Here is a 24,355-nt window from a genome sequence, read left to right as displayed (position 1 = left end):
GTAATATCAGCTTTTGTGAATGCATTAAATGCTGTCATGGCAAGCGCCATCTTCATTAACAGCTAATGTACAGTCATACAACGGTCAATGAGAAATAATTGTAAACTTTTGTGAAAATAGCATATCCATATAGGCTGTAAGGTCTTTAACCAACGATAAATAAGGTTTGTCAACAAAACAAAAACTTTAGCAACTATTAACTGTGACCATTAACACAATTACTCATTAATGGTCTTTACCAACAGCTAATGGCTGCTAGCCGCAAGTATTGACAGCTGTTATGACGATACTGACTACAGCAAGCGTGCGCTAGCCAATTCAGTCAATTGATATAAGCCTGTGCGATAACGATTGTCAGGTAACGTACTCAGTGCTTGTTGCGCCAGCTTGGTTTCTTCCCAAGCCCGCTGCTTACAGTAATCTAATGATCCTGAGCGGCGCACTAACTCAATAAGTTGTTCAGCGTTCGGTGTCTTTCCAGTTTGTACAGCGACACGCAACTGCTCATAGCCTTCGGCATCGTTGTCTTTTAGCAGCTCAAGCGCTTTGATGGTCGGTAGGGTTGGCTTGCCTTCAGCAAGGTCGTCTCCTAGGTTTTTGCCCATTACCTCACTATCACCACTATAGTCGAGTACATCATCGATAATTTGAAAAGCATTGCCAAAGTGCTGACCAAAATCGCCTAAAGCCTGCATATGCTCTATTCTGTCTTGTAAAATTGCAGCGCCTTGAGTCGCCATCATAAACAGCCGCGAGGTTTTACCGTCAATAATGCGCAAGTAATCCTCTTCTGTCGCGGCAGGGTTGTGCTGATGCTGGAGCTGCAATACTTCGCCTTCAGCGATATCGCAGGTGCCATCTGAGAATACTTGCAACAGTGGCAGGCTTTGGAAGCCAACTAATAAATTAAAGGCGCGAGCAATCAGATAGTCACCGACTAGTACCGCGGTGGCATTATCCCAAGTGGCATTAGCAGTTGGCTTACCACGGCGCTGTCCTGACTCATCAATCACATCGTCATGAACCAAGGTCGCTGTATGCAGCATTTCAGTAATAGCGGCTAGATGCATGGCTTTTTCTGAGGGCTTGTCCTCAAACATGCGTGCACATAACAAGGTAATCAGCGGGCGCATTCGCTTACCACCAGCATTAATTACATGCTGTGAGACGCTCATTACCAGCTGAACTTTGGAATTAAGACTACCAAATACTTGCTTGTCCATAATCTCAAAATCATCCGCCACGATACTTTGGATATCAGCATAATTAGGCGTTGATTGAGTCATTGAATCTGTTTTATGTGAAGGGATGCTGGTCATAATAAATAGTCATATTAATAAGAATAAAGAGAATTTTTTATAGCCTTAGTTTTATAGATAGGTAAGGCATTATTTTCTATAATAGCATAGCTATGCCTTTAGATTGTGGGTTAAAACGTGCCTAAAACATCGCGCCTATCTTTCATATAAGATTTACTATATATAGAAATTGATATAAAAACTGTAAAAATTGGCTGAAACTTCATTAGAATTAATGGTCATTTATCGGCGATATCTAAGGTCCTTTAAGAGATGTATAAAAGGCTGTAAGTCGCTGATTATATAAGTTATAATAGCCGCTATTATTATATAGTGTTTTTTTGTTGGAGTAGCATCTTAGATGTGCTCCTAATCAGCAGTAGATATAATAAAAAGTGAGGTGGTTATTCGTGTAACTGCCTTACAAAAACCAGTCAAACAAGTGAGATAGACGGCTTGCTTTTATGAGCAAAAAGCCGTAAAATCTTGCCTTTAATTTTTCCCTGTCGTGTTCGTCGTAAAAGCGTTGGTATAACATCAGCCACGGCACACGGGTTAAACGGAGTCATACAATGTACGCAGTAATCAAAACTGGTGGTAAACAGCACCGTGTAGTTGTCGATGAGTTGCTTAAAGTTGAACTACTAAAAGCAGAAACTGGCGCAACAATTAAATTCGAAGATGTATTGATGATTGTTGACGGCGAAACTGTCAAAATCGGTCAGCCTATCGTTGAAGGTGCTAGCGTTGAAGTTGAAGTGGTTGAACATGGTCGCGGCGAAAAAATCCGTATCGTTAAGCACAACCGTCGTAAGCATTATCACAAAGAGCAAGGTCACCGCCAATGGTATACCTTGTTAAAAATCAAAGCTATTAATGCCTAATTATCCACTTAGCAATTACTGCTAAATAGTGCACTAAATGCTTAAGAGTTATCGCATCAGCGATAAGTCAAATTAACAAGGAGATTTTCCCATGGCACATAAGAAAGCTGCCGGTTCAAGCCGTAATGGTCGTGATTCAAACCCAAAAATGCTAGGCGTTAAAATCTTTGGTGGCCAAGCTATCACAGCTGGTAACATCATCGTTCGTCAACGTGGTACAGAATTCCACGCAGGCGAAGGCGTTGGCATGGGTCGTGATCATACTTTATTTGCACTGAATGACGGTGTGGTAAAGTTTGCGACCAAAGGTAAGTTCAACCGTCGTTATGTAATGGTTGAAAGCGCATAATTGCCCATCTAGGTTGTTTTAGTCAAAGACTAAAATAATCCGATGACTAAAAAGCCTCTATTACCGTTTGGTAGTAGGGGCTTTTTTTAGTTATTTTCGTAGTGGTTATGGATACTAAATTGGCTTTATGCTGATAAACAATATTAGTAAATAACGTTAGAAAATAATGAATAGTCAAAAAAATCACCATCCATGCGGTTTATTATTGTGTAGCCACTTATGATCACAATAATGGTCAAAAGAGTAGTTACAAGCGTGTATGGCAGCGGTAGTAAAGATTGCAAATCATGACTAGGCGTGTAATAAAAAAACTGGCACACTGTCGTCATGGTTTATTAGCAGCTATTTTATGGTGGCTAGATAAATATTTATGGAAAACAAAAATTTTAATAAGATGTCTTATTTTAAAGCGACAATTTTTAAGCGATTATGCATTTTTAGAGAGGATTTATGATGACTTTATTAACCAACAAAACAACTTTAAAACAAAAAATGATGAGCGGTGCTTTAGCTGGTGTATTAATGACATCGCTTGGTGTCGCAGCCCCGATGATGGTATTGACACAATCAGCTACTGCTGCACCAGCTGATAATTTGACCGCTGCCAAACGTTTAAACAAGCTGCTGACAAATACCAAAAGCATGACGGCTAACTTTAGCCAAACGACCAAAGGTGCCAACAGTGGTACTTTTACGGGTACGATGAGTGTACAACGCCCAAATAATTTCCGCTGGGAAACAAAGTCGCCATCACAGCAACTGATCGTCGCTAATGGTAACTCCATGTGGGTTTATGACAAGGATTTAGAACAAGCGACCAAGCAAAACGTTGACAGCCAAGTTGGTAATACACCAGCACTGCTGTTATCAGGCGACCCAAGCCAAATTGACAAGAATTTCAAAATTACCCAGCCATATGATAATAAAAATTACTATGTGCTGTACCCAAAATCAGACAGTGCCAGCTTTAAGAGTTTATCAATGAGTTTTAGCGGTGGTAAGCCAGTAATGATGGTACTAAATGATAGCCTTGGTCAAACTACTTCCATCAAATTCAGTAGTATCAAACTAAACCCAAGCATCAGTAGCAGTCAGTTTAAGTTTACGCCACCAAAAGGCGTTGATGTTATCAATCAATAATAGGCCGTTAGCAAGAGCCAATTATTAAAGATCAATTAAAGACTTTATTGATTAAATAAAAAAGACAGATCCTATGCGGTCTGTCTTTTTTTTGAATAAAGATTCTCTGGAGAATAATGCTAAATCTCTTCTATACTACGTTTTAATTGCTTAATGATTTTTAAAGGCTTCACGCTCTAAAGGCTTAAGACATCGCTTTGATGGCGCTGATATCTGGCATCGGTGGCAACTCGCTCAACTCACTCAGTCCAAATGCATCTAAAAATTGTGGCGTGGTCTGTAGCAATGCTGGGCGACCCAAGGTTTCTTTGTAACCTTTCTCTTCAATCCAGCCTTTATCAAATAGTTGACGCAGTATATTGCTTGATAGCGTCACACCGCGCACGTGCTCTATGTCGCTACGAGTCACTGGCTGCTTGTAAGCAATCACACTAAGCGTCTCAAGTAAGGCTTGGCTCAGGCGTTCTTGGCGCTGCGGGAAGACGCGTTGAATTAAAGCACTATAGTTATTCGCGACTTGCAGTCGATAACCGCTGGCAGTTTCGTGCAAGCTTAGCACGCCCATATCTAAGCGCTGTCTTAGTAGCGCCAAAACCTGTGTTAGCTCTTTAGCCGTTAAAGACAGGTGTTTTCTTAAGACAGTGGCGGTTAGGGGCGCTTCTGACGCATGTAATAGCACTTCGATATGCTTGCTTAAGTCTTCTAGATGCTGTCGCTGCTCGTCGGTCAATGACAGTAAAGCGGTAGATAATGAGGATGGTTTGTCATGATCTTGCTTGGTATTGTCAGTATCTGTCATTAGAAAGCGACTCTTTTTAAATGATGATGTGTATCGATATTTATAGGAATAGACAGGTGGATAATAACTATGCCAACCACTGTAACGTTAAGGGTTTAGTATGACGGTCTTCAGCATCATTATTGTCAGTAGTAGGATGACTTTTTAAATCAGTATTTACGATACCAACCAACTGTCGTTTTATCAGCTCTAGTATGGCGACGAAGCTGACAACCACACCTATTTTACCTTGTGTTTTATCTAGTAGCTCATAAAAAGAGTGCTCGCCATCCGTACTGAGCTGTCGGCTAATACTGGCAATACGATCAGCAAGAGGAACAGCATCGACTTTGATGGTATGCATTTGATAATCGGGCTGCAGTTGCATTTTAAATAGGCTGTCAATCAAAAGGTTTGGCGAATAGCTAGGTAATTCCGCATTCATGACGTCTTGACCGGGCATACTGACCATGGCCAAAAACACATCGCGCTCAAGACGCACCAGATTATCTAAGCGTTGACTTGCTACTTTGATTTGCGCATATTCTTCAAGGCGCTCAATCAGTTCTGCTTTTGGATCACGCTCATCGCTGGGAGTTTCAGGCTTGGGCAGCAACAGCTCGGTTTTAATGGCAATCAACGTGGACGCCATCAACAGATAATCGCCTGCCAATTCAAAATGCTCGGTATCTAATTCGCTGATGTAAGCCAAATACTGCTCCGTTATGGGTAGTATCGGCATTTGGGTCAGATCAACATTATTTTTTTTGACCAAATATAGCAAGAAATCTAATGGTCCGGCAAACTGCTCAAGCCAAATGGCAAAGGCTTGCGGCGGCACATAGAGATCTTCTGGTAGATGTTGTACGGATGTCTGGTAAATGCGCAAAGACATATCATTAATAAATGAGCCGTCTTGTGCGCGCTTAGTATCTAAAGAATCAGAGGCTTGAGGTAGAGTTAGAAGAAGAGCGGCTTTTGGTAAAGCCGCTTGTTCATTTTTTAGCTTAGTCTGCACGCTTAATATCCATCTTGGCTAACATAATCAAATGATTATTTAATTTTGGCAAGTGGACGGATACCAATCGCACGACGAGTCTTATCTAATTGCTTACGGCTATGACGACGGGCTTTTTCTGCACCCATTTGTAAGATTTCTTCTAGCTCTTTTGGGTTAGCCATAAGATGCTCATAACGCGCGCGGAAGGGTGCTATTTCCGTATTTATTTTCTCAAACAGGGCTTGCTTGGCATCGCCCCAGCCGATACCAGCGGCAAACTGCGCGCGCATATCAGCAATTTCTGTAGGAGTAGCAAAGGCTTTATAAATCTCAAAAATAGCCGAATCGTCAGGGTCTTTTGGCTCGGAAGGCAGTTGTGAGTTGGTCACAATTTTCATGATGGCTTTATGCATCTGTTTTTCGGCACTGACTTGCGGATTAGAATCACCAAATAGCGGAATGGTATTGCCATAGCTCTTGCTCATTTTGCGACCATCCAAACCCGTTAGTAATGGGATATCGTCATCTACAACGGCAGATGGTAAGGTAAAGAGCGTTTTATAGCGATGGTTAAAGGTACCAGCAATATCACGTGCCATTTCGACATGCTGAATTTGGTCGCGACCGACAGGTACATGTGTGGCATTAAACATCAAGATGTCTGCTGCCATGAGTACAGGGTAGCCAAACAACCCCATATTAATACCTTGATCAGGATCGACGTCTTCTTTTTTCATATTAATATCGACAGCTGCTTTGTAAGCATGAGCACGATTCATTAAACCTTTGGCACATGAGCAGTTCAAAATCCAAGCAAGCTCTGGTATTTCCGGCACATCTGATTGACGGTAAAAAGTGACGCGCTCAGGATCCAGACCACAGGCAAGCCAAGTCGCTGCAATGGCTTTGGTCGATTCATGAATAATAGCAGGATCATAACAGCCGATAATGCCATGGTAATCTGCTAAAAAAAAGAATGCTTCGTCATCACTGTTTTGGATAGACTGAATGGCTGGGCGAATCGCGCCAACGTAATTTCCTAAATGTAAGGTACCCGTCGGTTTGATGCCCGTCAAAATGCGCTTGGCTTGCGTTGAGTGATCAGGAGCTTGGTTGTCAGAACTTTGGTTATCAGAAATATGAGTGTTATTCATGGTAAATCCATTATTTGGTTCATCAAGGTTTTATTTATAAAAGTTTCGTTTTTCAATTTATTATAAATTCATTGTTATTTATATGTAGGTAATATAAAAAATATAAGCTGCAAAGTATAGCAAATTTTTTGGCGCTTTTTCGTAGCAATACACGCTTACTTATAGATGTCAGTACGACCATCAGGACCATTTTTGAAACGACGATGGAACCACATCCACTGAGTGGGATCAATACGAATCAATCCCTCTAGCAACTCATTGACTCGCGTCGCATCAGCCAATTCATCGTTACTTGGATAGTTTTGAATTTCTGGGGTAATCGTTAAATGATAGTGCGGGCGTTTGCCTTTGGGTAAACTATCTGGTGTCTGCCGGTAAGTATGCAGCGCCATTAATGCGGGTGGATGTGCCTTGTCACCCAATTTTGCCATGCGCCGTGATGCTGTAATAGTCGCTGCTGGCACACCAAAGAATGGTGCCATGACGCCTTGTTTTAGACCATAATCTTGGTCAGGTGAGTACCAAATCACGTGACCGGCTTTAATTGACTCAATAAAACTGCGCATGTCACGACTGGCTATTTGCTTGCTGAGAATACTGGCACGACCATTATAAACAAACCAATCAAGTAGCGCGTTATTCTGCGGACGATACATCCCATCCATCGGAAAAAATTGCGTACAGAGCATGCCGCCCAGATCAAGCATAGTATAATGAGCGCCCAGTAAAATGACAGGACGACCCTCATTCTGTGCATTGACAACGTGCTGTAATCCCGAAATTGAAACGGTACGAGTAAAAACATTTGGACGATACCAAGCACATAAAGTTTCAAACACACCAATGCATTGATTGACAAAGACTTGTTTTGCCATCAATTCGCGCTCGACGTCTGGCTTTTCTGGAAAAGCCAGTTTCAAATTGATAAGCGTATCACGCCGACGTGAGCCTACTATTTTATAGATAAATATGCCCAGCTGACGTCCCAGCCAAAACTGCCAACGTAGTGGCAAATATATGATGGGTAAGATCATTGCTGCCAATAGCCAAATGCCCCAATATTTAGGCAACAAAAACTGCCATTGAAAAGGCTTTTTTTCTATGGGTGCTGTGCGCTTATGATTTTGGGTAATCGTTGGCATGCCAGCAGGTATCGCTGGGGACTTAGCAGGCTGCTGCGTACTTGGCGGTGGCAGGCTGCTTTTGGTAGGTGGTTTGCTGGGGTCGTATTGTTCAGGCGCTTTCATAAAATTGTTACTAATAATGAAAAGTTATCATCATGATGGGGTAGTCAGCATTGCTTTGCAAGGTGAGTTACGCACAAAATCATGAGCAAATGCAAAAGTCATCAGCCATAAAAAAACCTTATAAGCTGCGGACAGCTTATAAGGTTTTGCAAATCTACTCTTTTCTTTAATATTATGACTGTCGCTCTGAGATAAAGACAACAGCCGTAAAAAGATAAGAGATAGCTTTGATTAACGTTTCGAGAATTGTGGACGTTTACGTGCTTTACGTAGACCCAATTTCTTACGTTCAACTTGACGTGAGTCACGAGTAACAAAGCCAGCTGCTTTTAGTGCAGGTTTGTTGGCTTCGTTTAGCTCAATCAATGCACGCGTGATGCCGTGACGGATTGCGCCAGCTTGACCACTAATACCGCCACCTTTTACAGTGATGTATAGGTCATAAGCAGTAGGTGAGTCAAGTAATTCTAGAGGCTGACGAACAACCATACGTGAAGTTTCACGGCTAAAATACTCATCAAGTGGCTTACCGTTAACAACGATGCTACCAGTACCTTTAGCTAAAAAGACACGAGCAGTAGACGTCTTGCGGCGACCAGTTCCGTAATTGCGTTCCATAAGTATATCCTTAGATGTCTAGTTCTTTAGGTTGCTGTGCAGTATGTGGATGTTCAGTACCCGCATATAGCTTCAGCTTCTTGATCATCGCATAGCCAAGAGGGCCCTTTGGAAGCATACCCTTAACTGCTTTGTGTAGAACATCTTCAGGCTTATGTGCAAGCAACTTACTGAAGTTGGTTTCCTTGATACCACCTGGGTAGCCACTGTGACGATAGTATTTTTTATCTTGCGCTTTTTTACCCGTTACCGTGATTTTATCAGCATTGATGACAACAATGAAGTCACCAGTGTCAACGTGCGGCGTAAAAGAAGGCTTATGCTTGCCACGTAAGCGACTAGCGATTTGAGTGGCTAAGCGACCAAGGGTTTTGCCGTCAGCATCTACGACATACCAGTCATGGGTCACTTCAGCTGGTTTTGCACTAAGTGTTTTCATGATAAAACCTTAAAATTAGAATTCGTTGAGAGTTTAGCTGGGAACGGGGCTCTCAAAAAACAGACTGCACATTATAAGCAGTAGTGCCTACGCTTGCAAGCTGCATTGGGGTTTATTTTCGCCTTATATACATTAAACTGCAGCGTTGGCCAGTTTTTAGCGGTTCTAAACATTTGTAAAATTTGTTAATGGCAGGCATTAACCCGACAATTATGACGATGATAAACGATAAAGTCCAGCAACAACTTGTCCAACCTTGGTCTGTTTCACACATTCAAAGCGGATTATTTGCTGAATAGTACCTGATTGGATATCTGGATTTTTATTAAGCGTCTCTTCCAGTTGTTTCAATTGGCTTTCTAAATCTTTATCTGCTTCTAGATAAATCAGTGTTGCACTATCAATTAACGACTGGGTAATCAGTGCTATTAAAATAGGTTGCCACAGATCTTGAGCATACGGTGGATCGATAAATACAATATTAAAAGGGCGCGGAACAATCTGCTCTTGCATCAATACTCTTTCTGCAGTGCCTTGGATAATTTGATGGGTATCAGTGCTCAGATGCAACTGTTCAGCACTTTGACGCAGCATATTACTTTGCGCAGGATTTATTTCGATAAAGGTTGCGTGCGCGGCACCACGAGACAGTGCTTCAAAACCTAAGACACCACTACCAGCACAGCTATCAAGCACATAAGCGCCATAAATATCAGCAAGTAGCCAGCTAAACAGCGTCTCTCGCAAGCGATCTGGGGTCGGACGTAGACCCTCTGCGTCAATAAAACGTACAACACGGCGTTTAAACTGACCACCAATGATCCGCACGTCGCCCGCAGCTATATTTTTGCTCTTATGATTGTTCCTATGCTCGCGGCTGCTTATAGATTTTTTCATAATATTTATATTTACCGTATCTCGTTTAGCGTACTTTTACTCAGAGGTCGTGGTGGCTGTGGCTGCTTCCACCTCTGCCTTTTCTTCTAGCGCTTTTTCTTCTTTTTCACGCTGGGCATCACGCATCAATTTTTCAAAAGCTTTTTGGCGCTTGATGACTTTTAGTTGATCAGCCGTTGGTGGCAAGATAGGGTCGTTTTTGCGCTGTAATATCCAGTAGTCAAATAGTGCGCGACCTATCGGTGCAGCGACTTTACTACCGCCACCGCCATTTTCGACCAATACGGCAAGCGCAATCTCAGGATTTTCTACGGGTGCAAAACCATTGAACCAAGCATGATCCCAATGGCGTTTGTCTATGGCAGATTTATCATAACGTTTGCCTTGCGCAATGGACTTGACTTGCGCAGTACCTGTTTTGCCCGCAATACGATAGCGCGGCGTATAAATCCCACGTCCGGTACCTGCCTTGACTGTATCTTCCATCGCATCATGCATACGTAACCAGTCAGAGGGTTTGCCATTGTAGTCAATTTTACCATCTGGTTTAGTGATTACGTTAACTTGTGCTGCACCATCGCTACTTTTTAGTAGATGCGGAGTAATGTGATAGCCTTTATTCGCTGTCATGGCGGTTGCATTGGCAATCTGTAATGGTGTGGCTAAGAAATAACCCTGCCCGATACTGACTGAGATGGTTTCACCCGGCAACCAGCCTTTACCATAGGTGTCTTTTTTCCATTTTGGTGATGGCATAATTCCTGATTTTTCATTGGGCAAATCAATGCCTGTCGGCTCACCAAATCCAAAGCGTGTCATCCAATCGTGTAGGCGCTGGATGCCCATCTCATAGGCCAATTTATAATAATAGGTATCCACCGACATCATAATTGATTTTTTAAGATCTACTGACCCGTGACCACCGCGCTTCCAGTCACGGAATCGATGTGAGTCTCCCGGTAAGCTAAAATAACCGGGATCATAGATAGTGGTTTCCCAATTACGCAGCCCATAATGAATGCCGCCTAAGCCTTCAAAAGGCTTAATAGTGGAGGCAGGAGGATACATTCCTTGTAGCGCACGATTATAGAGCGGCTGATCGAGATCTTCACGCAGATTGCCATAATCCTTAAAGGAGATGCCTGAGATAAAAGGGTTGGGGTCATAGCTTGGATTACTGACAAACGCCAATACATCACCATTTTTTGGATCGATTGCCACGATAGCGCCGCGACGACCGTCTAGCTGCTGCTGGGCGACTTGCTGTAAGCCATAATCTAAGCTCAGCGTAATGTCATTACCAGCTACGGGTGGTTTAGTGTCTAATTGACGCAAAATATTGCCAAGAGCATCGGTTTCTACCGACTGATAACCCGGTTGCCCTAGCAATATGTCCTCGTAATAATCTTCGATACCGATTTTACCGATAAGGTCAGTGCCAGCGTAGCGATCTTTGTCAATGCGTTTGGTTTCTTTATCATTGATACGCCCAACATAGCCGATGACGTGTGCAAATAGCTCGTCATAAGGATATGAACGTGTCAGCTTGCTTTGGATGGTTACACCGCGAAAAAAGGGTTTACGCTCACTAAACTGCGCCAATTGGGCATCGGTTAAGTCAATTTTAATGGTCACAGGATCGTTTTTGCTTTTACTCAGTCGCGCTAAAATATCGGTAATATTTTCATCTGTTAGCTCAAAAATAGGCGCAAGCAAATTTAGCGTACGCTCTGGATTTTCAACTTCATCAGGGCTTAACATGGCCGTAAATACGGGCTGGTTGTCTGCCAATATGATCCCATTGCGATCATAAATATAGCCGCGGCTGGGCGGTGCAGAGATCAGCTTAATACGGTTATTGTCTGCTTGCGTCGTATACTTATCGTGCGCATAGACTTGTAGGTAACCATAACGCACGATCAAGCCACTCAATCCAATGAATATCAGAATTCCAAGGATAATAATACGACTGGTGAAAACACGATTGACCTGTTCAGTATTGGGAGTTAGCGGTTTATTCATAGAAAGTAAGAGCCCAAACGGTCAGTGAGTCAATAAAAGAGAGTAAAAGGGCAGGGTCGTTCACCAAAGTGCGGCGAGCATAAAGGATAATAATAAGAATTTCAATTACATGGACTGAGATGAGTTGAAATAATAATCCCTCAATCTATATACAGCGATGTGCGGTCATACAATCACAAATTATAACAGAACAAATGAGCCGCCGCAGTACACCACCATTTATTTTGTGGCCGTTATTATCTAAAGCGCCTGTAGATGATATTAATATTATTGCTATCGAAAGTAATAGTAAAACGTGTCATCCCTAGTCACAACTTACCTAGGCTCGACGTGTGCTAATGAATGGCAAGTATGCTAAAATCAGGCGATTTATTTGATAATAATTATCATGGGCAGAGCGGCTTTTTGTTAAGCGTTCTAATTTGCTAATCCTCTTTAATTAGCGACGACAATTAACCTGTCAGGGGCAAGATAAGTCATGGATGCAACTTCATTGTGGCAGACAATAGCTGAACACCCAGAGTTTTTTGCCATGCTGACTATTCCGCCTGTGACTGCATTTGTCACATGGATACACGTGTGGATGGCGCTTAAAATGCTGTTCTATCCGATTAAGTTTCGGGGTATTCGTATTCCAAACTTCCCGTTTTTTGGGTTGCCGGGTATTGGCTGGCAAGGTATCGTCCCACGAAAGGCTGGCAAGATATCAGGCGTTATCGTGGATCAAACGCTGTCAAAGCTTGGCTCGCTTGATGAGTTTTTTCAGGCGATGGAGCCTGAGCAGATGGCGGTATTTATCACGGATACCGTGGACAAAAACCTTGAAGCATTGATTGATGAAATTATGCTGGACCATTCGCCAGCGCTGTGGGGTAATCTGCCTTATGCGTTGAAGCGCCGTATCTACGCTCAAGCGCATCAAGAGCTGCCCAATATCATGCAGTCTTTGGTGACTGACTTGACCCATAACGTCGAAGACTTGGTTGATATGCGCAAAATGATTGTTAACACGATGGAAAGTGATCGTCGTTTAATGGTCAATATGTTTTTGAAGGTTGGTCAAAAAGAGATCGATTTTATTTGGCATATCAGTGCTTTGATTGGTTTGGTCTTCGGTATTATCCAAATGTTTATATTTTTGGTGGTGCCGCAGCATTGGACAGTGCCGTTTTTTGCCGCGATTTGGGGTTTTCTTACCAATTGGATTGCTATTTGGATGGTGTTTAATCCTGTAGAGCCGCGATTTATTCCTTATGTGAAGTTTTTTGCTGTCCAGAGTCGCTTTCCCTTTATTAGACCGCAATTACCACATATCGCCCAGTATCGTTTGCAAGGCGGTTTTATGAAACGCCAAGAGGAAGTTTCTGAGGTTTTTGCTGAGATTGTCGTAAAAGATTTGGTGACGCTTGAGAACATCATGAATGAGATGATGTATGGTGACCGTGCTGCGCAAACGCGTGAGTTGATGAAGTCGCATTTATATAAAGTGCTAGAGTCGCCAGTGATTAGTACGACACTGCGCCTAGGCTTGGGTCGCCGCGAATATGGACAGCTAAAAAACACCATCATTGATAAGTCAATTGTTGCGACAATGGTGCCATTGCGAGATCCTGAGCTCAATGAAAGCCGTGCCAGTAAAATATTTGGGCTGTTTCGTGACCGTATTCGCGCGCTGACGCCAGATGAGTTTCAGAACTTATTACGTCCCGCTTTTCGTGAAGATGAAATGACATTAATCGTGTTGGGTGGTTTGACAGGGTTTTTAGCAGGCTGGTTGCATCTGGTCTTAGTGTTTTTTCCTGCGATTCAGTAATGACGCATTTTTTATGTCCTTTATACACATCGCATACAGAGTGGATACAGAAACGTGACAAGTTGACGCTAATGTACCTTGCTGTAAGCGCCCTCAGCTGCAATGGCTAATGGCGCTTTTATAATAAATGATACTAATAAAGACCAGCAGTATAAATACTCGTAGTAACGATTACTGGATACTTTCGAATATCCTAAAAAACCAATCCCTAAAATAAACAATGACCGTATTAAGGTAAACAAGGTTAGACCGTATGTTAATCACAGAATTGGGTTATTTTGCCTTGCTAGCCGCCTTTATATTGGCGATTTTGCAGGTGGTATTACCAACCGTCGGTATTATGCGTGACCACGTTGCGTGGCAGCGTTTGGCACCAAGTCTGGCGTGGGCACAATTTGCTGCCATGATCACATCATTTGCCGCGCTGATGGCAGGCTTTTATTACAATGACTTCAGCCTCGTCTATGTCACTCAGCATTCTAATACGCTGTTGCCTTGGTATTATAAGCTGTCGGCAACTTGGGGTGGTCATGAGGGTTCATTGCTGCTTTGGATGACCATCATGGCTACTTGGTGTGCGCTGGTCTCTTACTTTAGCCGTGGTTTGCCACTGTCTATGCGTGCGCGAGTGTTGGTAATTTTGGCCGGCGTGCAGATGATGATGCTAGCGATGCTGATTTTTACCTCGTCGCCATTTGATCGTACATTGCCAAACTTACCTGTTGATGGTGCGGATCTAAATCCTGTGCTACAAGATTTCGGTTTGATTATTCATCCACCGATGCTGTATATGGGCTATGTGGGTTTGGTCGTGCCGTTTGCCTTTTGTATGGCGGCATTGTGGGAAGGTCGTTTAGATGCAGTGTGGACACGCTGGTCGCGTCCGTGGGCATTGGCGGCTTGGGGCTTTTTGACCGTTGGTATCGCGCTTGGCTCATGGTGGGCCTATTACGAGCTTGGCTGGGGTGGTTGGTGGTTCTGGGATCCAGTAGAGAACGCTTCGTTGATGCCATGGCTGGCTGGTACAGCGCTGCTACATTCGCTTGCCGTCACAGAAAAACGTGGTGTCTTTAAAGCATGGACGATTATGCTGGCGATTTTTGCTTTTGCACTCAGTCTATTGGGCACCTTTCTCGTGCGTTCTGGCGTTATTACCTCGGTGCATTCATTTGCCGCTGACCCAACGCGTGGTCTGGTCATTCTAGTCATTCTCGGTGTGATCATCGGCGGTGGCTTGTTGATGTTTGCGGTACGTGGTTGGCGTTTAACGGTCGAAAGTCAGTATCAACTGATTTCGCGTGAGTCATTTTTAGTCATTAATAACGTTATTATTTTGATTTCGACTTTGGTTGTACTACTTGGCACGCTCTATCCTATCATTGCCGACTCCTTTAATTTAGGTCAGGTGTCTGTCGGCCCTCCTTACTTTAATGCACTGTTTGTACCGCTAACGTGGCTGATATTAGTGGCAATGGGTATGGGCTCGAACATTCGCTGGAAAAAAGACAGCCGTCCGCTATTGGGCGCTGGTATGGTCATTGCCGCCAGTAGTTTAGTGCTTGCCGCAGTTATCGCGTATTTTGTGAGCCCGTCTGCGATGCTTAATATTGGCGTTACCTTGGCGGTCAGTTTTTGGGTACTGCTATGGATGGTGGTTGATTTTAAAGACAAAACCAAAAACGCACCCAATTTTGTTAAAGGGTTACGCCAGTTACGTCTGAGCTATTGGGGTCAACAGACCGCTCATATCGGTGTCATTATTGCCGTCATCGGCGTCGCATTTACCAGTACGTTAAGTATTGAACGTGATGTCGCGCTTGGACCAAACGATAGTGTTCATGTTCAAGGCTATGACTTTACCGTTAAAGGCTTTCGTGAAGTCAAAGGCAGTAACTTTGATGCCACCCAAGCTGAGGTTGAAATCAGCAAAGATGGCCGTGCTGTGACTACGCTGTATCCTGAAAAACGTAATTACATCATTAGTATGATGCCAGTCACAGAAGCTGCGATTGATGCTAGCCTCATGCGTGATGTTTACGTGGCACTGGGCGAACCTATCGCCGAAGATAGCAACGAATGGGCAGTACGTATTTATGTGAAACCGCTTATCCGCTGGATATGGCTAGGCGCTCTGATTATGGCGTTTGGTGCAGTATTGAGTATTCTTGATCATCGCTATCGTATTAAGAAAACCAAGACACCTGCACAAATTGCGGCAAATAAAGCAGGCTTTACCACCGTCGCCGATTTGGATGCGTCAGCATTAAAGACAGGGGATAATTAATATGAGCACATCAAAGCAATCCCCTGAGCAAAATGCAAAGCAAGATAAGGTAGCTGGCACGAAAACCATGAATAAAAAGCAACTTAAGCTATGGTTTTTGATTCCACTGATCGTTTTCATTGGCTTAATCATCATGCTATATCTGCGTTTGGGTAAGCCGACGGATATCGTTACCAATACGGCACTTGAGCGCCCAGTGCCCGCTTTTGAGCTGCCTTTATTATCAGATACCAGTCGTATCATGACCAATGAGAATCTGCCTGATAAGCCCTTTTTGATGAACATTTGGGGCTCTTGGTGCCCAACTTGTATTATTGAGCATCCTTTTCTTATGCAATTAGAGGAGCGCGGTGTCAATCTGGTCGGGGTCAACTATAAAGATGATATTGGCGATGCACTAGGCTACTTAAACCGAGGTGGCGATCCGTTCTCGATGTCTATTCAGGATTTATCTGGTCAGTTTGCTTTGGACTTAGGCTTGACGGGTGCGCCTGAGACTTTCGTAGTCGATGGTAATGGTATTATTCGTCAGCACATCATTGGTGAGATCAATGAAAGCAACTGGCAAAGTCGTATTACGCCTTGCTTGATGGTGCTCAATGAAGCCAATAATAACAACGTCAGTCCAGATCCGACTCAGGTTGCGGAGGCGTGTAAATGATAGCCAATAAAATAACAGCCGTTACGTTAAAAGTCTCGAGCTTATTAATAGCTTGTCTAATAAGTATGGCAAGCTATGCTGCTATTGAGGTCTATGACTTTGATTCTGTGCAGCAAGAAGCCCAATATCGTGGTCTCATCGAAGAGCTGCGTTGCCCAAAATGTCAAAACCAAAATCTTGCAGGATCGGATGCGCCCATTGCTCAAGATCTAAAGCAAAAAACCTATGATTTGATAAAAGACGGTCGTAGTGATGGCGAGATTCGTGCTTATATGCAGGAACGTTATGGCGATTTCATCACTTATAAGCCGCCTGTCCGTCCATCAACGTGGATTTTGTGGTTTTTTCCACCACTATTACTCATCAGTTTACTCATAGGCTGGTTCTGGCAAAGCAAACGACGTCAGCTTGTCGCTAGTGGTGAAAGCGGGGTAACGGTCAATAGTACGGCTGCTGCTCTGTCTGCTGCTGAAAAAGCCGAGATTGATCGTCTGTTATCACGTGCTTCGAGCGATGACAAAAACGACCATGATATTACAAGCCTCAAGGACAAAAAATGACCATATTCTCTACTGTGGGCTTATTTATTGCTCTAAGCTTACTCATCGCCTTAATACTCGCTGTTATTACTATCATGCCTTGGCTGCGAGCATCACGCTCGCCAGAAAAGCCTATGGACAATCAGCTGTTGGATATCAACGTTGCTGTGTTCCGTGAGCGTCTAACAGAACTGAAAACAGATAAAGATAATGGCACTATCGATGACAGCCATTACCAGAACCAAAAACTGGAGCTTGAACGCCAGTTATTGGATGCTCAGCGTGAAGTCACACCGATGGTCGCGCCTGGTATCAAAAGTCGATTGATCATTACTGTCTGGGTGCCTGTCTTGGCAGCGATGGCCTATTTGATGGTCGGCGATCGTACGCCTGTGTTCGAGCTTTGGGCAGCTGAAGACAAAGTGGGTCAAGTGGCTGATGACTTATTAACGGGTAAGATTGATCAGCCGCCTGCTTGGGCGATTGAAGATGGTCAACAGCTGATTAGTGCCATGCAGACCAATGTCTATCGTCACGCTGATGATCCAGATCGCTGGATGCGTTTATCAGAATTATTCTTATCATTAGAAGCGACGGATTCCGCAATTGAAGCCTTGTCGCGTGCTTATCGTTTGTCACCAGACAATGAAGAGATTGCAACCACTTATGCACAGATTAGTTTCTTTGCCAATAAAGGCCAATTAGACGCTAATAGTCGCCGAGTGCTACAAGACGTGTTGGCTAAAAATCCAGAGCATGAGGGCGCGCAAATGCTTATGGCAATGGGTGAGGCACGGAGTAGTAATTTTGATCAAGCACAAGGCTGGATTAAGCGTCTACGTGACAGTATTGCAGCTAAACCTGGTGATCATACCAAAGCATTGGCGAGTCTAGATGAGCTAAGTGCTAATGTCACCGCTCAGCAACAGCAAGCCTCTGAAGGTGTTGAAGTGACTGTTACGATTAATGCTAGCCTGCTGCCGTTAGTTAAAGCCGACGATGTGTTGTTTGTCGCCATACGTGATGTCAATGGTGGACCACCATTTGCTGCCAAACGTTTGCCGATCAGTGTTATCAAGCAAGGTGAAGCCAGCATTAGCCTAAGCGATTTGGATGCCATGATGCCTGAACGTACTTTGAAATCGGCGAGAGCGGATAAAGTTCAGTTGGCTGTCATCGCTCGTATCAGCCATAGTGGTACTGCCAGTGCAGAGTCAGGGGATTTGTCAGGTAATCCAGTGGTGATTAGTGCGGAACAAAATCAGGTCAATGTTGAAATTAATCAACAAATTCCATAGTATTTATATCTGTTGTTGTCAGCACCTCTGATGTAAGCGCTGTTGTCCGATACAGCAGCGCGCAACAGCATTATATGAACAGATAAGTCATGACAACTTATCACTGCAAATAATGAAAATACTTGAGCTTTGCCAAGCCACAAGGTAAGGTAGCTTGGCAAACAACCAATCCCTGAGTTTTATTAGTCCCAAAATCCTATCTATTAAGGAGAATCGTGTAATGATGCGTATTATTTTGCTAGGTCCACCAGGCGCCGGTAAAGGTACCCAAGCCCAGTTTATTTCTAAAGAATATGATATCCCGCAGATCTCAACTGGCGATATGCTGCGTGCAGCGATCAAAGAAGGCAGCGAGCTTGGCAAAAAAGCCAAAGACATCATGAATGCTGGTGGTTTGGTTTCTGATGACCTCATTATTAACCTAGTGAAAGAACGTATCGCTAAGCCTGATTGTGCCAATGGTTGTATTTTGGATGGTTTTCCGCGTACGATTCCACAGGCTCAAGCACTTGCAGATGCTGACGTTGCTATCGATCATGTAATCGAAATCAGCGTGCCGGATGACGAGATTGTCAAGCGCTTATCTGGTCGTCGCCAACATCCTGGTTCAGGTCGCGTTTATCACGTTGATCACAATCCACCCAAGGTTGAGGGTATCGACGATGTGACAGGCGAAGCGCTAATCCAGCGTGAAGATGATAAAGAATCTACCATTCGTGATCGTCTAGCGACTTATCATGAGCAAACATCAGCGCTTGTTGGTTTTTATCAAGACAAGGCCAAAGAAGGTGCCGATGCCCCTAATTATGATAAGTTTGATGGCACGCAAGGCATCGATGAGGTTAAGCAACAAATTTTATCAGCGTTAAAAGGTTGATCATCGATTTCGAATAATTGATGACGCGATTGAAGACCCTGTTTATTAGCAGGGTTTTTTTATGTCTAATGGTTTTAACTGTATGTCTCACAATATTACTAAGCAGAACTCTCATTGCTCAACGATTCTATTGAGTAAGCGCTTAAACAGCATCCACAAAAAAGCCGCTCACTCCTAATGAGTAAACGGCTTTTTTATTAAAATATACTGTGAATAAAGCTAGCACATTTTTGCTTAAAACTTATGCATTACCTTCAGCATCAACTTGTGCTTGTTGCTGGCTTTGCGCGTAAGCTTGGTCAAAGTTGACAGGGGCTAGCAATAACTGCGGGAAGCTACCACGCGTTACGATGTCGCTGATGACTTCACGAGCATATGGGAACAAAACGTTCGGGCAGTATGCACCTAAGATTTGACCAATTTGGTCTTCTGGGATGTCTTTTAATAAGAAGATACCTGCTTGATGCACTTCAGCGATAAATGCCGCTTCTTCCGCATTTTTTGCTGTAACGCTCACCGTTAAGATGACTTGATAATGATCGTCATCGAGTTTTTCAGCATTGCTAGACAAATTGATATCAAGCTCTGGGTTCCACTCTTTGGTGAACACACTAGCGCCTGGGACTTCAAGTGACATGTCTTTTACGTAGATACGCTCTAGTGCTAATTGTGGTTGTGCTTGTTCTTCAGCCATGATAAATCCTCTAAAAGTTAATCAAATAGTTGGACAAACTGTCATTTTAATAAAAGTTCATTGTAATATAAATCGAGACAAAATCTGGATGTTTTTATTACTCTCTTTTATCTTTGCCGCTGTCTATCATTGCACAGGCAAAGACAGACAGCAACGAAAAGTAGCAGATTAACCTGCTAATAGCTCGTCAAGTTTGCCTTGTTGGTTCATTTGATTGAGCTCATCAAAACCACCGACAAAGGTCTCACCGACGAAAATTTGCGGTACAGTGCGATAGTTATTGGTTTTTTTCATTAATTCTTGACGCTCTTCGCGGCTCATATCGTGCATGCCAATTTCTTCGTAGTCAACGCCTTTAGTTTTTAAGAGTTGTTTGGCGTTTGAGCAATATGGGCAGATAGGCGTCGTATAAACTTTAACAGCGACAGTCATGGTAAATCCTTATTTATAAGTTTAGAAGGTAATCGTTTTATTATAAAAAGTATTATAAATAATTATTTAATAAAAATTCTTATAATCCGTTACCAGCAAGTAAATTGAAGATAGATTAGGTAATGCTCGTTATTAAAGTGGGGATGAGCAGAGCAAATTCAAGATGTTTGAGTATAAAAGCTCTGACGGTAGCATAAATGCCACAAACAAAAAAACACCTATCAATAAGGTGTCTTTTTTATTTGTGAATATTCAACGCGCCTCAATCATATATCAATTGATACGGGCTGAATATTTTTTAAACAGCAGTATAGCGGACTACTTATGTAAACTTGGTTTGGCTTTGCCTTTATTTTTAGGCTTTGCATCTTTTAACCCAACCAATGGCATGCCCGCTGCTTGCCAGCCGCCGATACCACCTTCTAAGCGATAAACACTGTCCTTGCCGATCATCTGAATCGCCGCGCCTGCTTGCACACCCATATCACAAATGATAATCACTGGCTGCTCAATTGCACGGATTTCTTCTAAGCGGTCTTTAAGCTCGGTGAACGGTATGTTACGGCTGCCTTGAATGTAACCAGTCTCAAACTTCTTTTTGGCACGAATATCGATTAGCTGCGCGTTTTGCGAGTTAACCATCATGCCTAAGGTATTGGGCGATATTTTTCTGCCACTACGTTTGTTTTCAATCGTAAAAAATAGCACGGCAAGTACGGCTAATATACCAAATAAAAACGGGTGGTTGCCCACAAATTCCAGCGCACGATCCAAACCATACCTCCAAAAAAATAAGTGTTCGGTTAAGCTGAGAAGACAGCCTAACGATACTGAACAAGGCGCTATTATACCGATTAGACCATCCATAGTAAACGGGCGATGGTCAACCGAGCGATTAACGATCTATAAGGCAGCGATTAATAAGGCGGATACCAATAATGCCAATATTAATAGGGCTTAGTATCTGCCTCTTCCCTTAGAGTAACGAGGTTTTCCACACGGCGCTGTAATACCACGCCGTCAGTAACCGCTTGCCATAATGCGCAGCCTTTGCTTTTGTGAGTATGACGACAATCACGGAACTGACAGTTGCCAGATAACGGTGCAAGCTCCACAAATCCTGAAATGATATCATCGGGTGTGAGATGCCAAATGCCGTACTCGCGGATACCTGGCGTATCGACGATACCGCCTTGGGTTAAGTCGGCTGGATTAAATGGTAATAAGCGACTGGTTGTGGTGGTGTGTTGACCAAGTTTTGAGTTATCAGAGATGATATTGACGCTTTGTGCCGACTCAGGTAGTAGGGCATTGATTAAGCTGCTTTTACCGACACCAGATTGCCCCGCAAAAATAACCAGTTTTTTATCGATATAACGTTTTAATTCATCCAGCCCTTCTTGCTCATCACTATCCGCGACGTTTTCAGGGCAATCGACTGAGGTGAGAACGCTCTCATAACCGAGAGAAGCATATTGTGCGAGTAACTCTTTGGTATCGACGCCGTTTTCTTCTGCCAATAGATCGGCTTTATTAAGCACCAACAGCGGCTTTACGCCAGCATGATGACAGACGACCAAATAACGATCGATGAGGGTTGGCGCGGCAGCAGGTAGCGGCGCAAATACAATCGCCAAAATATCGACATTGGCGGCGACAGGTTTAAGTTTATGGTAACGATCAGGACGCGAGACCAGAGAGGTACGCGGCTTGACCGATTCAATACGTCCAAAGCCAGTATTAGGATCAGCACTCCAGCGTACTTGGTCGCCAGCGGCTAGCATCGGTAAGTTAGTACGCACATGACAACGCCAAATATCGCCTAATGCCAGCTCTTGCCAAAACGGCTCAGGATCATCGGGTGCAATCTCTGGCTGCACGGGTATCACCGCAGGCAAGCTGGTCACTTGTACTTCCAACTGCTTGCCATAATGCGCCATGACCACGCCATCCATCAAACTGTCATCGATGCTGTCTTGACTTGCCAGCTGTTGTTTGTCGATGCGACGAATCTGTTGCTTAGTCAGTTTGCGTTGCCGAATTAATGCCATGGGTTTTGAACCTATTAAAAAAATATTGCTAAGTGTAGCGTGAAAGTTTGATAACATACAGCCTAAAGCGCCTGCTGCAGACAGAGATTTTGTAACGTTTTAAGGGTTATAAATCAGTAGATGCAACGTTTTGCTACAGTTTGCTACTTAGGCATGAACATTAACAGGCGATTTATCTAATTAATATTGCTCCAAAGTTGTTTTAAACTTTATTGACCATAGGATATTTTATGAGTACCGGTGACCACCCCAACAAGATTAAAATCAGAAACCAAGGCAAAAAAGGGCTGGTATGGATTGACCTAGAAATGACCGGGCTGGATACCTTGAATGACGAGATTATCGAGATTGCTACCGTTGTCACTGATGAAGATTTGAATGTCCTTGCCGAAGGGCCAGTGTTCGCTATAAAAGTATCGGATCAAACGTTAAATAAAATGGATGATTGGAATACCAAGCAGCATGGTCAGTCAGGATTGGTCGACCGTGTCCGCCGTAGTACCGTGACATTGGCAGAGGCCGAAGCTGAAACCATTAAGTTTCTCAATAAATGGGTCGATAGTGGTAAGTCGCCAATGTGTGGCAATTCCATCTGTCAAGATCGCCGCTTTATGGCGCGTCAAATGCCGGAATTAGAAAAATTCTTCCATTATCGCAATCTGGATGTGTCGTCAATTAAAGAGCTTTGTTTCCGCTGGCGTCCTGATATTCTCAGAAACTTTGAAAAAGGTGGCAGTCACTTAGCGTTAGATGACATTCGTGACTCTATTCGTGAGCTAAAGCATTATCGCCAACATTTCTTTAAACTAATACCGTAAAGTAAGGCTAATACTGTAATTTAAGAACTGAGCTATCAATAGTTTGACACTTAAATTCGCATCAATCATGCAGTATCATTTATATAAAAAAAGGTCTGTTGAATTATCAACAGACCTTTTTTATTGTTCAGAGGCGCTCAAAAAAACGACATTAAATGAGCGATTTAAACTCAACCAATCTAAATTCAGCATCATTATTACTAAAACTGTCATTTGAATGCTCGTCGCCTGTCACTGCGCCGACCACCGCACTGACTTTTGGCTGGCGAGTATCTTTATCTAACAATCGCCAATCACCTAAGACATAACGTTTTTTATCATGAGTCGCGTGATGAATAGCCGGACGATGGGTATGTCCGTGCAGTAAAGCATCGCTATTTGCTATGGCTTGCAGCACAGCATTATCATTGACATCCATGATACGTGCTGCTTTATTGGCATTATTCTGCTGGCTTTTTTGCCGCATTTTATCGGCGATAGCCAAGCGTTTTTCTAGTGATTTATTGAGCAAATACCACTGGGTTAACCGATTACGCATGATTTTGCGAAAAAACTGATATTTTTTATCATCAGTACACAAGGCATCACCGTGCTCTAGACGATAATTTTGCTGACCGACAGTCAAAGTATACGGCTCATAAATAAGCTCGCCACCAAATAGATTGCAGAATGGCTGACCTAACAAAAAATCGCGGTTGCCATGCATGACCAAAATCTCGCAGCCAGCTATGCGCAGTTTTTTTAATTTAACGATAAGCGGAGTGAGCCAATGACCTTGTCGTTCCTCGTCGGATAAAGACAAATAAAAATCATCACCGAGCCAAACTTCAAACCAATCACCTAAGATAAACAAGCGTTTGAGCGCAGGAAGAGCAAGGCAATCATCAAGCAGCGCCAAAAAAGCCTGCACTAAGGCAGGCTCTTCAGGCGATAAATGCAAATCGCTAATCAATACTTGCCGCACTTCATGAGGGCTGGTGGTAATTAGGTGGTCAAAACTTTGCATTTATCCTTATCCTCGTAATTTTAAACAGTAACGATTCATAAGCTTTTACAGACTCA

General features: G+C 43.2%; 24 protein-coding genes. 10 read left to right on the top strand and 14 right to left on the bottom strand.

Annotation, left to right across the window (positions count from 1 at the left end; translation table 11 throughout):
• Positions 1 to 293: 293 nt before the first annotated feature.
• Positions 294 to 1,319 (bottom strand): polyprenyl synthetase family protein, encoded by a 1,026-nt coding sequence (locus tag AK822_RS10120; RefSeq protein WP_060491543.1) that lies wholly within the window; start codon positions 1,317 to 1,319, stop codon positions 294 to 296.
• 551 nt (positions 1,320 to 1,870) lie between these two features.
• Here AK822_RS10120 and rplU point away from each other — a divergent pair.
• The 3 genes from rplU to lolA all read left to right on the top strand — a co-directional run bounded on the left by rplU (position 1,871) and on the right by lolA (position 3,671).
• Positions 1,871 to 2,182, top strand: a complete 312-nt coding sequence (gene rplU / locus AK822_RS10115) for a 50S ribosomal protein L21 (RefSeq protein ID WP_010199185.1) — start codon at positions 1,871 to 1,873, stop codon at positions 2,180 to 2,182.
• A 91-nt stretch (positions 2,183 to 2,273) separates the two neighbouring features.
• Positions 2,274 to 2,531, top strand: coding sequence for a 50S ribosomal protein L27 (rpmA, locus tag AK822_RS10110; protein ID WP_055123782.1), 258 nt, complete (start codon positions 2,274 to 2,276; stop codon positions 2,529 to 2,531).
• Positions 2,532 to 2,984: 453 nt separating this feature from the next.
• Entirely contained in the window at positions 2,985 to 3,671 is a 687-nt protein-coding gene (lolA, locus tag AK822_RS10105) for an outer membrane lipoprotein periplasmic chaperone LolA (protein ID WP_045451149.1), read from the top strand.
• Between the two features lie 184 nt (positions 3,672 to 3,855).
• Here lolA and scpB read toward each other — a convergent pair whose 3' ends face one another.
• The 8 genes from scpB to mrdA all read right to left on the bottom strand — a co-directional run bounded on the left by scpB (position 3,856) and on the right by mrdA (position 11,826).
• On the bottom strand, positions 3,856 to 4,401 hold the full coding sequence (gene scpB / locus AK822_RS10100; protein ID WP_372887210.1) for an SMC-Scp complex subunit ScpB: 546 nt from the start codon (positions 4,399 to 4,401) through the stop codon (positions 3,856 to 3,858).
• 136 nt (positions 4,402 to 4,537) lie between these two features.
• Positions 4,538 to 5,344, bottom strand: coding sequence for a segregation and condensation protein A (locus AK822_RS10095; protein WP_060492268.1), 807 nt, complete (start codon positions 5,342 to 5,344; stop codon positions 4,538 to 4,540).
• 158 nt (positions 5,345 to 5,502) lie between these two features.
• Complete coding sequence (locus tag AK822_RS10090; protein ID WP_060491542.1) at positions 5,503 to 6,603, bottom strand: tryptophan--tRNA ligase; 1,101 nt, start codon at positions 6,601 to 6,603, stop codon at positions 5,503 to 5,505.
• Positions 6,604 to 6,758: 155 nt separating this feature from the next.
• Complete coding sequence (locus tag AK822_RS10085) at positions 6,759 to 7,850, bottom strand: LpxL/LpxP family acyltransferase (protein WP_060491541.1); 1,092 nt, start codon at positions 7,848 to 7,850, stop codon at positions 6,759 to 6,761.
• A gap of 231 nt (positions 7,851 to 8,081) precedes the next feature.
• Positions 8,082 to 8,468: a 30S ribosomal protein S9 gene (gene rpsI, locus AK822_RS10080; protein ID WP_045451158.1), complete on the bottom strand. Its 387-nt coding sequence runs from the start codon at positions 8,466 to 8,468 to the stop codon at positions 8,082 to 8,084.
• Between the two features lie 10 nt (positions 8,469 to 8,478).
• Entirely contained in the window at positions 8,479 to 8,907 is a 429-nt protein-coding gene (gene rplM / locus AK822_RS10075; RefSeq protein ID WP_045447009.1) for a 50S ribosomal protein L13, read from the bottom strand.
• 210 nt (positions 8,908 to 9,117) lie between these two features.
• Positions 9,118 to 9,804 carry a 16S rRNA (guanine(966)-N(2))-methyltransferase RsmD gene (rsmD, locus tag AK822_RS10070; RefSeq protein WP_060491540.1) on the bottom strand — a complete coding sequence of 229 codons (687 nt, stop codon included), beginning with the start codon at positions 9,802 to 9,804 and terminating at the stop codon, positions 9,118 to 9,120.
• A 36-nt stretch (positions 9,805 to 9,840) separates the two neighbouring features.
• Entirely contained in the window at positions 9,841 to 11,826 is a 1,986-nt protein-coding gene (mrdA, locus tag AK822_RS10065; RefSeq protein WP_060491539.1) for a penicillin-binding protein 2, read from the bottom strand.
• Positions 11,827 to 12,304: 478 nt separating this feature from the next.
• Here mrdA and AK822_RS10060 point away from each other — a divergent pair, with 478 nt between their 5' ends.
• The 6 genes from AK822_RS10060 to adk all read left to right on the top strand — a co-directional run bounded on the left by AK822_RS10060 (position 12,305) and on the right by adk (position 19,298).
• Entirely contained in the window at positions 12,305 to 13,639 is a 1,335-nt protein-coding gene (locus AK822_RS10060) for a DUF445 domain-containing protein (protein ID WP_060491538.1), read from the top strand.
• 253 nt (positions 13,640 to 13,892) lie between these two features.
• Positions 13,893 to 15,923, top strand: a complete 2,031-nt coding sequence (locus AK822_RS10055) for a heme lyase CcmF/NrfE family subunit (RefSeq protein ID WP_060491537.1) — start codon at positions 13,893 to 13,895, stop codon at positions 15,921 to 15,923.
• A 1-nt stretch (position 15,924) separates the two neighbouring features.
• Positions 15,925 to 16,584, top strand: coding sequence for a DsbE family thiol:disulfide interchange protein (locus AK822_RS10050; protein WP_060491536.1), 660 nt, complete (start codon positions 15,925 to 15,927; stop codon positions 16,582 to 16,584).
• A gap of 65 nt (positions 16,585 to 16,649) precedes the next feature.
• Positions 16,650 to 17,144: a cytochrome c-type biogenesis protein gene (locus AK822_RS10045; RefSeq protein ID WP_372862127.1), complete on the top strand. Its 495-nt coding sequence runs from the start codon at positions 16,650 to 16,652 to the stop codon at positions 17,142 to 17,144.
• On the top strand, positions 17,141 to 18,421 hold the full coding sequence (gene ccmI / locus AK822_RS10040; protein WP_060491534.1) for a c-type cytochrome biogenesis protein CcmI: 1,281 nt from the start codon (positions 17,141 to 17,143) through the stop codon (positions 18,419 to 18,421). Before AK822_RS10045 ends, ccmI begins: the two co-directional genes overlap by 4 nt.
• A gap of 220 nt (positions 18,422 to 18,641) precedes the next feature.
• Complete coding sequence (gene adk, locus AK822_RS10035; protein ID WP_045447000.1) at positions 18,642 to 19,298, top strand: adenylate kinase; 657 nt, start codon at positions 18,642 to 18,644, stop codon at positions 19,296 to 19,298.
• Positions 19,299 to 19,539: 241 nt separating this feature from the next.
• On the opposite strand, the gene secB is transcribed toward adk, so the two are convergent.
• The 4 genes from secB to rsgA all read right to left on the bottom strand — a co-directional run bounded on the left by secB (position 19,540) and on the right by rsgA (position 22,475).
• The gene (gene secB / locus AK822_RS10030; RefSeq protein ID WP_045446997.1) at positions 19,540 to 19,992 is read right to left on the bottom strand and encodes a protein-export chaperone SecB; all 453 of its coding nucleotides are present in this window, start codon (positions 19,990 to 19,992) and stop codon (positions 19,540 to 19,542) included.
• A gap of 168 nt (positions 19,993 to 20,160) precedes the next feature.
• Entirely contained in the window at positions 20,161 to 20,424 is a 264-nt protein-coding gene (grxC, locus tag AK822_RS10025) for a glutaredoxin 3 (protein WP_045446994.1), read from the bottom strand.
• Positions 20,425 to 20,742: 318 nt separating this feature from the next.
• Positions 20,743 to 21,198 carry a rhodanese-like domain-containing protein gene (locus tag AK822_RS10020; protein ID WP_045446990.1) on the bottom strand — a complete coding sequence of 152 codons (456 nt, stop codon included), beginning with the start codon at positions 21,196 to 21,198 and terminating at the stop codon, positions 20,743 to 20,745.
• A 173-nt stretch (positions 21,199 to 21,371) separates the two neighbouring features.
• Entirely contained in the window at positions 21,372 to 22,475 is a 1,104-nt protein-coding gene (gene rsgA, locus AK822_RS10015) for a ribosome small subunit-dependent GTPase A (RefSeq protein WP_060491533.1), read from the bottom strand.
• 230 nt (positions 22,476 to 22,705) lie between these two features.
• On the opposite strand from rsgA, the gene orn reads away from it, so the two are divergent.
• Positions 22,706 to 23,293: an oligoribonuclease gene (orn, locus tag AK822_RS10010; protein ID WP_045446983.1), complete on the top strand. Its 588-nt coding sequence runs from the start codon at positions 22,706 to 22,708 to the stop codon at positions 23,291 to 23,293.
• A 151-nt stretch (positions 23,294 to 23,444) separates the two neighbouring features.
• Here the strand turns inward: orn and AK822_RS10005 are convergent, their stop codons facing one another.
• Positions 23,445 to 24,299: a UDP-2,3-diacylglucosamine diphosphatase gene (locus tag AK822_RS10005; RefSeq protein ID WP_060491532.1), complete on the bottom strand. Its 855-nt coding sequence runs from the start codon at positions 24,297 to 24,299 to the stop codon at positions 23,445 to 23,447.
• Positions 24,300 to 24,355: the final 56 nt, after the last annotated feature.

Source organism: Psychrobacter sp. P11F6 (assembly GCF_001435295.1).
Classification (GTDB): Bacteria; Pseudomonadota; Gammaproteobacteria; order Pseudomonadales; family Moraxellaceae; genus Psychrobacter.
Note: the sequence above shows the minus strand (reverse complement) of the source record. Positions and strands in the feature narration are given on the sequence as shown.